The sequence below is a fragment of the Methanosarcina acetivorans C2A genome (genome assembly GCF_000007345.1).
Lineage (GTDB): Archaea > Halobacteriota > Methanosarcinia > Methanosarcinales > Methanosarcinaceae > Methanosarcina > Methanosarcina acetivorans.
On the sequence record NC_003552.1, the window covers coordinates 4,498,938 to 4,510,694 of the forward strand.

The following is an 11,757-nucleotide window of genomic DNA, read 5'->3' on the forward strand; positions in this document are numbered from 1 at the left end:
CCAAAAATTAGATAGTATTGAGTTTTTTAGTTTCACTAAAATGAGCATGTATTTTATAGATCTCTCCCACCTGAACAGCATTCACTTCATTCATTTGACCTGATTTTGATTCAATGATGATCCATTGAGGAATACCTGACGAGCTAGAGGTGATCTGATAATCCTCAACGTCATTGCAGGAAATTTGTTTTCCATCTTAACCCTAAAAATGCGGTTAAACTCATCCTGCTTTTATTTGGTCTCCGTCGAAGAGGACTTTGGTATTTTTCCCCGCATGTTCTTCTTTTTTGATGATTGAAAAGTGCTCTTGCCTTCCAATTCTTTTGCCTTTGCAAAACATTCTTTTGCTTATTCATAGGGGCCAGCTTCAATACTTAAAAAAGTTGTGGGGTATGGGGGGGTTAAGAGTTCGTTTTGAAGCTAGCCAACTAAATGATAGTAGTTACTTAGTAATAAATTTATCTATAAAAATATGAATAAATAAGAACAAGTGAAAGAAATTTGATGATTTAGTAAGATCACATCGATGATCCCTATGAAAGAGAACCAAAATATCGTACGATGGATATGGTAGCGACGATAGGGAAAGCGGAAGATATCTGGAGAGACTGCTCAAAGAAAAAAGCAAATTATATAGGAGTAGCGGTGGGATTTATGAGCATCGGAGTTATAATTATGGCTGCGGTCGAGATCTCACCGCTTATTTAATTTTTGTCGTCACGGAATGATCGAGTCTTTCCACGTCGGCATGGCTGAGGGTAATGCACCTCGTCATTATCATCTTCCGGGAAGAAAATCAAAAGTAAAAATGTGTATACTTTTACTGTAAAATATAAAAAGTCATGGAAGATTGAGGAATATCATAGAGGGATAAAACAGTTTTGTGGCATAGAAAAATGTCAGGCAAGAAAGGAAGAGTCACAAAGAGCATATATAATGTTCTCATTAAGAGCTTTCCTTAGAACTGGAATTACAGAGAGTCAAAAGTGAGATATCCTGGTTTGAAAGTACCATGAAAATTAGGAGAGTGGCAGTAACAGAATATTTAAGTAACCCTCTGTGACACATTAAATAAATTTATGGGTTGACAATGATGGTAAAAACGGGAGCTTAAGAGCAAACTGCGTAACCCCTAAAGCTGTCTCAAAACTATATTTGGCTCTAAAAATAGGTTAATAATTAGACTACAAGGTTAATATATACCTTTAATTTCAGAATAATTTCCAATCTACATTTGAACCCAAAAATGCCATTATCCAATTGCATAGACGGGTCGAGTTTTGAGACCGCCCCGGATATAAAGTAACATGTAGAAGGAGTATTCAATTTTAATATATATTTTTTTCAATAAACATGATCACTATAGATAAATAGATAATTATCAAGAGTATATCGAATATCTATTTATATTTTCTCGATGTATCTTATTATACTATTTAAGGAGATTTGTTCTATGGTTACAAAACATATTACTAAAATAGGCGTGTTATCACTTGGGAAGGTTTCCGGAGCTATTTACGCAATAATGGGCTTTATATTCGGCGCTATACTGACTCTCACATCAATAGGAATGGGTTCCGTGATGGGAAATGAGGGAGCATTCGCAGGGTTGCTGTTCGGAGCTGGAGCTATTATAGCGTTACCTATCTTCTACGGAATTTTAGGTTTTATTGGCGGCATAATAACTGCATTTGTATATAATGTAGCAACCGGATTCATTGGTGGGCTGGAAATAGAACTGGAATAAAACGGCAAAGATTCAATCTATTTTTAGCGGATCTTACCCGTGAACAAATCACAAAAGCAAAACATCCTTTTGTCAGGCTGTCTCAAAACTCAAACCATTTCTACAATTGGATAATGAGCAACGTTGAATTTAAAAACAAGACCACCTAAATTAGAGAAATTTACACATGAATTAACCTTGTAGTAGAAAAATTTGACACAATTGTAGAATTAACTTTAGTTTTGAGACAGCCTGTTGTGTAATCTTTTTTCAATCTTTTTTATAGGACTTACGCACTTGAAATGTAAAATCAAACATATGCGGAGTCGTCAACACGTTTCTTGTATATACAGTTAAGTCTTTTCCGCTTGTGTTTTTCAGCTCAACTGCGTAAGTCCTATTTTAGTTAAACTAGCTAGATAATTTGAATTTCAAGGAGAAGAAGATTAAAAAGGAGTTATTAGAATTCCTGTTTTAGCGGCTTCTGCTCGCGAATTTTAATTTAAAAAGCCTTAGTTGGTTTAAATATTGTATTTCTACGACTCTACAAATTTTCATAGTACTTTCAAACCAGGATATCTCATCAAGCATGGGAAGGAGGATTAGTCGTGGGAGAGAAAAAGCGAGCAACTTCAGTACAACTGTAAACGTTAGATTACATATGTGTAATGCCAATCGAATACAAATTGACCATCAAAAGAAATGATTTGGAAAAATAGTAATGGGAGTAAAAAACTTAGAGCCTATCCGAAAAGTGTTGTGACCTACTGTAACTTACCATTAGCAATATACAAAACCGAAGAAGATGCCCTACTATTATAGACCTGCTGTAACTTTTCGATCGCATTACCGACTTTTCGGATAGGCACTTAATCGAATGTATTGATGCAATCAATGTGTCTAAGAAAAATCTTAATTCTTGTATCGAAATAATTTCTAAATCCATTCTCTAAAAGATACTCTTCTCCAATTATCAATATACACATTTTCCATAACATCTTCCATCGCTACCAACATATACTTCAGCATTTTTCATATGCTTGTATTCTGATAACTTTGACAATGCGTTTCTGATAACGTACTTTCTAATAGGATTGTATCTATCGGCATTATCAGGATTTACAATCCATCCTTTTTGAAATTGAGAATATAAAGTGTGACTATTGCTCTCAAGAATTTCTTTTGCAATATCATTATTATCTGCAAGCTCGGATAATGTGAGTAAATAGTAAAAAGATGGGATGTTGTTATTACTTCCGTTTACGCCTCTGTTAATACTATACTGACTAAGTTTCATAAGGATGTCATTGATTCTGTCAGCATCTTCGGGTGCATATGTATTCCAATAACGTAAGGCTACCAGCGATAATCCAAAACATTCGCCTTTACTGCAAAAATGCCCAAAACAAGTATTCTCTAACCGTTGTTCGGTTACTTTAAGAATTTCTTTTATGTCATCATTGTCAGAATGCCATAAAGCTAAAATTCTTAATAATTCAAGTTCATACGCATTATGTGATAATAAATATGTCTTTGGGAGTTCCCCTGTTATAAGTCTTAGTTTTTTACTACGTTCTAAACAACTCTCCTCATCAGCAGGCAACAAATAATAGGGATACATATATTGATGTCTTTTTAGCCAGAAATTTATTCTGTTATCTTGAGATTTGCATTTATACAATATTAGTCTGGTTATATTTTGTTTTTCGGATTCAGAAATCTCTTGACACATAATTATACGATGATTCAGCGATACAATATTTTCATATAACATGATTAGCTCCTCCCTCTAACTTGCTCATATTAAAAAAGTTACATTCAATAAAAAGAGATAATGAACCCAAAAAACAAGCCTGAAGGTAACTCATTGTCAACGGTTGCCTGGTTTTCGCTAACCCACGCTTAATATTAAGCGGCTTTAATGGTATTAAAAGTTTAGAGGAAAGTGAAAGTAATAGGGATAAATTACACTTACATCTCCTGTACTAAAGACTCAGGAGTTTTACGCTTCTTTATATAAAAGCTTCCTATTGCGACAGGAATTGTTTTAGTGAACCTTGCCCGAGAATAAACGGATGTTGGAAACCTGCAGATTCCAGAAGATTGAAAATGGCAAACAACTTCTGGAAACCTGCAGCTTTATGGAGGTTTCAAATGGCAAACTGCTGCCTGACGGTTGTGAGCATGTCCCGGGACCAATTCTTATTCCTGTGTCAATAAGAGTTTTCAGAACTACTTTCCCGATCGGAAACTCGATTAACTATTTCAAAATCGAGGTTCGAAGAAGTATCTTTGGTTTTTGGGACCGGCTCTTCAGATTTCGGGAGGAAAATGCCGTTTTGCAAGTAAATCAAGTAAATTTGATTTACATAATAATGTAAATGTGTTAAAATACATAAAGATTTCGTGTGCCACAGAGAATTGTTCTAAAAAATCAGAAAATTAAAACAAGTAAAAAAGAAAACCATCATATGAATATAAAGAAAAAAATAATCAGGGAAAAACAGTTTTATTTGGTGGGAGACTATCCAGCATACCACATTCAATAGCCCCAAAATATGTTTTGGATGATATTAACGATTTTATTTTATACGTACGTTGCAGGAAGCCTGCATCTCGATCCTTGAGCAACGCCAGCATCTGGTCGGCTTTTTCTGTATACTCGGGCATCAGGCCCAAGAGGATGTCCATGGTCATCAACGGATTTTTGTGTGGCTGGCCATGATGTCCGCATCAGGAACTTGCCGCGCAGGTCAGACAAGCGTATACTTGCCCTTAAACGCTTGGGCACCATCGTTATCGCCGGCCTGGACTATGCATCGACTTCGATGGCAATAGCTTGGGTCCAGGGCTGCTTTTCACTGGATGTGTAGATCTTGCTGTTGTGTACTACATAGTCGGCTGCATTTTGAACCCTGGATTGCATGAATATCCCTTTTTAGTCCAATTCACGAACAAGCGGGTGGTGACTGCAACGCAAACCACCGGCAAAAATGGTGATGGCATCATATTCAATGGTATGGACATTGACACCTTTTTTGTCGAGTTGTTCAGCAATGTGCGGCAGACGTTTATCAATGAGTATCTCATTGGGGCCCAGGATCATCCCATTGCCAGCCAAAAGGTTGAGCGCTTCATATTTCGTGACGTTGATAAACTCCCAACCCTTGATCAAATCCGGCAAACCTTCCACAAACATATCGGGGCAGATGATCGCCAGCCCTTCACGAACCGTCGCCAGCCCGTCATCGAGGTGCAGGTAGTCTGCACCCAAGGCGACCGTGTGCACGGTGTATTCATCCCCCAGATAGTTTCTCAGCCACTCGATTCCCTTCATGCTTGTGGCAAAATTCCCTTGACTGTGCCCAACCAACACATCTTTGCCGAAAGGGAAAACATCACCGCCTTCAAGATAGGCCCCGGTACCCGACTGAATGTCTTCCTGTCGCATCGGACTGGGGGGCGGCATGACGGCATAGTGGCAGTCTCGTTCAGCCGCAAGCTGCTCAAAGAGAGGGCGTAGACCGAAGCGTTCTTTGAAACGCCAGGGCTGGCGCAAAGCCGCTTCGATCACGTGGTTTCCGATCACAATCATGGAATCGCGAGCATATGTCTGACCGGAAAATGAGGAAAACTCATAGTACGCGCGCAGTTCCTCGTCACTGAGGGCACGCGGCCGGTGAATGACAATGTTCCGTTTCTCGAGGAACTCCACGAGATTCTCAACCTGCGCAACCGCCCGTTCATAGTCTCCCGGAGATGTTTCTGAGAAGAGTTTTCCCGCGTAATCTCGCAGCTGTTTCTGCATCTTCTCTGGAACATACGCTACCGATTGCCTGAGCTTTTCGCTGTACTCGGGATAACGAAAATCAATGACGCGACCGACAACTACTTCTTTCAAAGTTCCCCAGTCATGAGTCACATTAACTCTTTTCTGTTGCATGATTAATTCTCATCTTATTGGCTTTGGAATCACAAAGAATGCTGATCGCCCTTGACGACCACTGGATCCCTCTCCCCAGGGTGTCCTATCCTTCGGATGGGCTGTGGAATCCCCGGATGAGCTGTGAGCTGTGCTCATACGGACTCTGTCGAGCATCTCCAGCAGCCTTCCCGGTGCGAACCCCTCAAGCACAACCATATCTGCACCGGCTTGTTGCGTAATTTCCTGGTGCCGAGCAAACTCGACGAGCACAAAGCAACGCGTACGAGGCCAGGTAGCTTTGACCTCCGCCACCTGGTCAGCAGTACGCCTGCTGAAAGCATACAGAAACACCAGATCTGGAGGCTCCGTTACTGGCGGAAAGCAACACCTCCACGGTGATCGTACAGCTCCTCCAGATCACGCCCGGTGCGGTATGCACGAGTACACCAAGGAGTTTGTGGAGCCAGAATGGTGCGGCAGCGCTTGCAATCAAGGGGGTCTGACTGTCAAACCTGTTGCCGAGGCGCCGGTTATCGAGCGCTTTACCGTCGATACACCCGACCAGATCACGCTGGGCCAGTGTGTGACTCTGCGCTGAAAGGTCAGGTTTCAATCCCTCTGAGAGCTGTCTTAAAATTCAAACCATTTCCCCAGTTGGATAATATGACTTCTAATTTACAGCAAAATCGTGACACTCCCGTTCCCCCATAGGACTATACTAACTCAAAGTATAAAATAAAGCACAGTAGACATTAAATGCTACCGTTTTTCGGTTCAAATGCATGTAGCCCTATCCCATTTGTAGGATTAAGTTTAATTTTAAGACACGCTCTAAGGAAGTTACTTAATCCCGATGACTTGAAATTTATGAACCAGCGGTTCATAAGCCGCCAGCTCCGAGCGGTCAATTATGAAACCGCATGTTTGCTTATTTATTGTCGTAACAATTTCCGCATCGGAGTAAAGCGCAAGCCTTCCTCGTTGATTTCATTTCCGATAACTTCAAATCCAGCTTCTTCATAAAACGATTTGGAATTTGGCGATGAACTTACGGTGACTGCCGATAATTCGGGGTTCCGATTCAAACAATTTTTAATTGCCTCATCGAGGATGTTTTTACCGATACCTTTTCCCTGATAGCGTGGGCTCACAAAAAATAAGGCTATGTGACTATCATTAATTACCGATATCATTCCAATTATCTTGGATTGGTCCCTGGCTACAATGACAAAGGAATTTTTCCCATTGTTCATCTCACTCAACCCTTCTGGTGAAAGCATACCAAGGAACCTGGCAACGCCGTTTTCCGAATAAACAGGAGCAACATACTTATGAAAGACACGCACGATAAGTTCGTAAGTTTCCTGTTCTTCACCTTTTTCCATTGGAAACATATCAATCATAATGACAACCTTAACCCATTGTTAATGAGGTGGCTCTGCTGATCGTTTTTTGGTTAGACTGATCGATTTCAACTGTGAATACATGCTTTATCTTTAAAAGCACTTCATTGACGAATAAAAAGCTTAGGGTTGCCGAGATACAAGAGTCCCTCTCAAACGCCATGTTTGGCCTGGAATGTTGCTTTAGTGAACTCATAGTACATCACTTCACACTTTCACTTCACACCTTCACGTCACACCCTCACTTCACACCCATAAAGAGGCCTGTTGTCTACAGTTTGAAACCAAGATTTGTAAGGACTTGCTGAGACGGAGCATTCTCTTTCATAGTAACGGCAATAATTCTATTTTCTCCGGTGTTATTGAAGCCGAACTCAGGTTTCAATCCATTTAAGGTCTGATTTTAATTCTGTTTTCTTAAGAAATGGGGAGTCAGATAATGAAAAATATAAAAATACTTGGTGTCGATAGATATTATACGGTAGTGATTATAATTGATTAGGAGGGAGAAAACGAAGATTAACATCCTGAAAAGAGATTTTTCAGTTGAAAAAATAAAAAACTCTTTTTCTAAAGTAGCCTGGTTTTATGATTTATGGAGTAGATTTGCAGAGGAAAAAGCCGTTAATAAGGCTTTGGAGATGTCAAAAATAAAAAACGGAGAAAAAGTTCTGGAGGTTGCGGTCGGTACCGGGATAATGTTTGAACATATTGTCAAATTGAATCCTGAGGGAGAAAACGAAGGGATCGATATTTCTGATGATATGCTTAAAAGAGCAAAAAAAAGGTTAAAGGATGTCAATAATAAAAACTATAATCTAAACGAAGGTAATGCCTTAAATTTACAGTATCAGGATCAATATTTTGATGTACTAATCAATAATTATATGCTGGACCTATTTCCAGGAGAAAAAATTGATGAAGTCCTCCGGGAATTTAACAGGGTCTTAAAGCCCGGAGGCAGATTAGTTATAACTTCGATGGCATTTGGAGAAAAATGGCACAACAGGATCTGGTTTTACATTGCCAAATATTTTCCATATATAATAACCTACTGCCGTCCTATTAAATTGAAAGAGAATATAAAATTGAGTGGTTTTGAATTACTTGAAACAGAAGAAATAAGTCAAAACACATTTCCTTCAGAAGTAATAAAGGCCAGAAAAACAAAGTGAGAAGTAATAAGGCAGTGCCAAAAAACTATGATCTTCAGCATCTTGAGCTTCAGGAAAGTAACGAGTTCCAATTTTTAATGGGTTTTTCAAACTAAACACAATTGGAGAATCAAATATAATGTCTGGAGGCGGATACTGCAGCTTCAATCCGTGTTTTAATGGATCTTGTCCGCAAATTAGTCTAGTTTTTTCCATTTTGAGCTCACAGCAAGAGGAATTTCAATCCATGTCTCAGTGGATCTTGCTGTTGAATTAAACTTCGTACTGGCAAATGATGACGTTTTAAGAGCACCTAATGATCGAAGAATTTTGATAAAATAGCGGCCGTGAAAGTACGAACGAATTCACTTCCTCAACGCAAAAAATAAACTCACAGAGATTATTTTTTGTGGTCACTGTCAAAAAAGAATGGACTTAAATTGTCTTCATTTAAACTGTCTTTAATGATGAAGAATAAAAAGTAGTTTTGAAAAATCGGTGTTTAAAGATATAATTGTCTGCCAATATTGTGGCAGCAATATGATTTGGACAGCTCACGTTGACAGTGTGGACATTCAATGTGAAAATGTAAAATAATCGATATTTGTGTTGTAGTTCAGTTTTCATATTCGCTTAAAAAGAAGTGTAGTTGAGTTAGTTTTTATACGATTGAAGACTGCCATAACTTCGTATGATATGCAATATTTGATTTTAATTATGAAGACACTTCGCATAAAAACGAGTTAAGTGAAATAAATCTGGAGCCCCTGAGATTCAACAGATTTAGATACAACGAATAATAAATTAATGTAATATGATTATATCACAATTTTACATAATAACATCAATCGTTATCTTAGCTATCATCGCTTTACTTGTGTTTTTTGTAAAGAAAAATAAGAAAGAAAGAAAACTCACACCTTTAGCAGGTTTGGCCTTTGGATTTGTTTTAGCCGGGATTATTTTTGGCGATGACAGACTAATTGGTTATAGTTTAATGGGGTTTGGAATAATTCTTGCTGTGATTGATATTATTAAAAAGTCTAAAGAGAAATAAGGACACCAGATTTACTCAAGCCCCTCTGAGCTCTCACTCCACTTCGTTCCGTTCGGATCACTTAAGTTTCAATCCTTGTTTTAATGGATCTTGCTCTCGAATTATTCTGATGAACTGAATGAAAACCCCGTAGTTCTGTTTCAATCCTTGTTTTAATGGATCTTGCTCTCGAATATGGAAAAAGACTCAAAAGATTCCAAAATAAATTCCTTATTTAGCGAGAAATTCGTGATCACTGGATAGATTCAAACATCAAATTTTTGTGAACATACTTCGGAATCGCAGCACTAGAAATTATTGTAGGCATCTTATTGAAAAACACAATAGATTTACGGACAGTCTATGTTATTTGCCAAAATTCAGAAATTTTATAATAATGTAATGAAATATTATAAATGATATCCGGAATTAAATTATGGATATGCTCATAGAAAAAATAATTTCAATTTTCCTATGCGGCGATGTTATGCCCGGAAGGGGGATTGACCAGATTCTGCCTCATCCGGGCGATCCGGAGATTTATGAGCCGTGCATGAAGTCTGCAAAATGGTATGTGTATATTGCAGAAGCCAAAAACGGCGAGATTAATAAACCTGTGGATTATTCATATGTCTGGGGAGATGCATTAAAAGAATTTGACAATAAAAAACCGGATTTAAAGATTATAAACCTTGAAACAAGCATAACATCAAGCAGGGATTACTGGAAACATAAGGAAGTTCATTATAAGTTAAATCCTCAAAATATTGACGTAATAAAGAACGTGGGGATTGATTTTACTTCCCTTGCCAATAATCATGTCCTGGACTGGGGATATAAGGGGCTTGATGAAACCGTTAAAACACTCAACGATGCAAAAATAAAATTTGCAGGCGCAGGAATCGATAAGTCTTTAGCTGAAAAAATTGCCGTATTTGACTTAAAAGGGAAGGGGAGAGTTTTAATATATTCCTGCGGCTCAATTACAAGCGGCATACCGAATGAATGGAGCGCTGAAAACAACAAAGCCGGGGTAAATCTTATTCCCGATTATTCAATAGATACGGTCAGGAATATAAAGGAAAAATTCGACGCAATAAGAGGCGAGAATGATATTTCGATAGTATCAATCCACTGGGGTGGCAACTGGGGCTACAAAATACCCGGGGCTCATATGGAGTTTGCGCATAACCTTGTCGATCTGGCAGGAGTAAACATAGTGCACGGCCATTCATCGCATCATCCAGTAGGCATTGAGGTTTATAAAAATAGATTAATATTATACGGATGCGGTGATTTTATAAATGATTATGAAGGGATAACAGACTGTGAAATGTACAGGGAAGACCTCGCCTTAATGTATTTTGCCGGCTTCGACGCTGATACGGGAAATATAAGCAAACTAAAGATCGTCCCCATGCAGATAAAAAATTTTAGATTAAACTACGCAGGCCATAATGACGCGGAATGGACAAAAAACATTTTAAACAGGGAAGGGAAGGCATTTGATACGGAATTTAAATTACTTAGCGATAATTCTGTGTTGTATCCTGAAATGATTTCGCTTTTTTAATTTCTTTTATTGCAGAGATATATCGTAGACAGGTGACCCGCTATTTTACTTCAACTTCGAATTTGTTTCATTTTACATGATTATCTCACAGTACCTAAACGGAATTTGAATTTACTCAACATTTAACCTTTTGGGTCGCCTGCTATTGTATCGTAGATTGAACTTTCAAATGGTTTTGGACCTACGAAATCATTTCAGGATACAACAGTGCATTATGCACAGGCTCTGCGCATGGGCAGGGATTTATGCAGAACCGCACTATAATGCGAACGGTTCCTGGAGAAAAAACTGCATTAATGAAATCGATTTCTTCTTACAATCTTTACAATGATATCTCGTAATTTACGGAAGTTGCTGGTAAAATGAATTATTCGCCTTTAGCCATTTTTAAAGCGCCGGCTTCGATTGCGTCAAGCATATAACTTTTATTTCTCCGGGTGACGCCTATATAATCGAATTTTGTGATATTTTTATAGTCCCTCCTGTTCAGGTGGAAAAACAGTCTTTCCATGCCGGTCAGGCAGGTTAGAGTGCCATTTCCGCTGCCGCCTGCAGCTGCCACGCATATGAATGGTTTATTCTGTATTTTGTTCCTTTCATCAGATGAAAATTTCGCTTCGCATCTTCTTAACCTGTCGAAGAAAGCTTTGGCTGATTCGCTCATTTCCCCCCAGTATACGGGAGTGACAACGACATAACCATCAGCTTCACCCATAGCTTCATGAACCTTCTCAAAATCATCTTCCAGCTTACATCTATCTTCCTGCCTGCAGATCCCCCATCCCTGATCACAGGCCTCGCACCTGAGAATATTTAAATCGTTCAATCGGACCATTACTGCTTCGCCGTTTCCTTTTTCAATCCCCCTTTTTGCAGCTTCGCCGCAGCTTGCAGTTAAACCTTCTTTGTTGGGACTACTTGTTATAACCATTATTTTCAT

The 11,757-nt window shown here is 38.7% G+C and carries 11 protein-coding genes; 6 read left to right on the forward strand and 5 right to left on the reverse strand.

What is annotated here, in order from left to right; translation table 11 throughout:
* Positions 1–561 precede the first annotated feature (561 nt).
* The 3 genes from MA_RS27475 to MA_RS19020 all read left to right on the forward strand — a co-directional run bounded on the left by MA_RS27475 (position 562) and on the right by MA_RS19020 (position 1,747).
* Positions 562–708 carry a hypothetical protein gene (locus tag MA_RS27475; protein WP_157860327.1) on the forward strand — a complete coding sequence of 49 codons (147 nt, stop codon included), beginning with the start codon at positions 562–564 and terminating at the stop codon, positions 706–708.
* A gap of 102 nt (positions 709–810) precedes the next feature.
* Positions 811–990, forward strand: a complete 180-nt coding sequence (locus tag MA_RS29855) for a transposase (RefSeq protein ID WP_157860328.1) — start codon at positions 811–813, stop codon at positions 988–990.
* Positions 991–1,453: 463 nt separating this feature from the next.
* Entirely contained in the window at positions 1,454–1,747 is a 294-nt protein-coding gene (locus tag MA_RS19020) for a hypothetical protein (RefSeq protein WP_048065761.1), read from the forward strand.
* Positions 1,748–2,699: 952 nt separating this feature from the next.
* Here MA_RS19020 and MA_RS19025 read toward each other — a convergent pair.
* From MA_RS19025 to MA_RS24800, 4 genes are all read right to left on the reverse strand, one after another.
* Positions 2,700–3,500 carry a hypothetical protein gene (locus MA_RS19025; RefSeq protein ID WP_011023557.1) on the reverse strand — a complete coding sequence of 267 codons (801 nt, stop codon included), beginning with the start codon at positions 3,498–3,500 and terminating at the stop codon, positions 2,700–2,702.
* Between the two features lie 719 nt (positions 3,501–4,219).
* Entirely contained in the window at positions 4,220–4,396 is a 177-nt protein-coding gene (locus MA_RS19035) for a hypothetical protein (protein ID WP_157860329.1), read from the reverse strand.
* A gap of 268 nt (positions 4,397–4,664) precedes the next feature.
* Positions 4,665–5,669: a dimethylarginine dimethylaminohydrolase family protein gene (locus tag MA_RS19040; protein ID WP_011023559.1), complete on the reverse strand. Its 1,005-nt coding sequence runs from the start codon at positions 5,667–5,669 to the stop codon at positions 4,665–4,667.
* A gap of 914 nt (positions 5,670–6,583) precedes the next feature.
* On the reverse strand, positions 6,584–7,054 hold the full coding sequence (locus MA_RS24800) for a GNAT family N-acetyltransferase (RefSeq protein WP_011023561.1): 471 nt from the start codon (positions 7,052–7,054) through the stop codon (positions 6,584–6,586).
* A 494-nt stretch (positions 7,055–7,548) separates the two neighbouring features.
* Here MA_RS24800 and MA_RS19055 point away from each other — a divergent pair, with 494 nt between their 5' ends.
* The 3 genes from MA_RS19055 to MA_RS19065 all read left to right on the forward strand — a co-directional run bounded on the left by MA_RS19055 (position 7,549) and on the right by MA_RS19065 (position 10,817).
* A complete protein-coding gene (locus MA_RS19055; RefSeq protein WP_011023562.1) occupies positions 7,549–8,229 on the forward strand; it encodes a class I SAM-dependent methyltransferase in 681 nt (226 codons plus the stop codon).
* Between the two features lie 793 nt (positions 8,230–9,022).
* Positions 9,023–9,265, forward strand: coding sequence for a hypothetical protein (locus MA_RS19060; protein WP_011023563.1), 243 nt, complete (start codon positions 9,023–9,025; stop codon positions 9,263–9,265).
* Between the two features lie 421 nt (positions 9,266–9,686).
* Entirely contained in the window at positions 9,687–10,817 is a 1,131-nt protein-coding gene (locus MA_RS19065) for a CapA family protein (RefSeq protein ID WP_226990661.1), read from the forward strand.
* 367 nt (positions 10,818–11,184) lie between these two features.
* Here the strand turns inward: MA_RS19065 and MA_RS19070 are convergent, their stop codons facing one another.
* Positions 11,185–11,757 carry a flavodoxin family protein gene (locus MA_RS19070; protein ID WP_011023565.1) on the reverse strand — a complete coding sequence of 191 codons (573 nt, stop codon included), beginning with the start codon at positions 11,755–11,757 and terminating at the stop codon, positions 11,185–11,187.

Bases quoted from the DNA above. Each gene is read 5' to 3' on its own strand.
- MA_RS27475 (WP_157860327.1), top strand. From the start codon at position 562: ATGGATATGGTAGCGACGATAGGGAAAGCGGAAGATATCTGGAGAGAC.
- MA_RS19020 (WP_048065761.1), top strand. From the start codon at position 1,454: ATGGTTACAAAACATATTACTAAAATAGGCGTGTTATCACTTGGGAAG.
- MA_RS19040 (WP_011023559.1), bottom strand. From the start codon at position 5,669: ATGCAACAGAAAAGAGTTAATGTGACTCATGACTGGGGAACTTTGAAA.
- MA_RS19065 (WP_226990661.1), top strand. From the start codon at position 9,687: ATGCTCATAGAAAAAATAATTTCAATTTTCCTATGCGGCGATGTTATG.
- MA_RS19070 (WP_011023565.1), bottom strand. From the start codon at position 11,757: ATGAAAATAATGGTTATAACAAGTAGTCCCAACAAAGAAGGTTTAACT.
- MA_RS24800 (WP_011023561.1), bottom strand. From the start codon at position 7,054: ATGATTGATATGTTTCCAATGGAAAAAGGTGAAGAACAGGAAACTTAC.
- MA_RS19035 (WP_157860329.1), bottom strand. From the start codon at position 4,396: ATGCCCGAGTATACAGAAAAAGCCGACCAGATGCTGGCGTTGCTCAAG.
- MA_RS19060 (WP_011023563.1), top strand. From the start codon at position 9,023: ATGATTATATCACAATTTTACATAATAACATCAATCGTTATCTTAGCT.
- MA_RS19025 (WP_011023557.1), bottom strand. From the start codon at position 3,500: ATGTTATATGAAAATATTGTATCGCTGAATCATCGTATAATTATGTGT.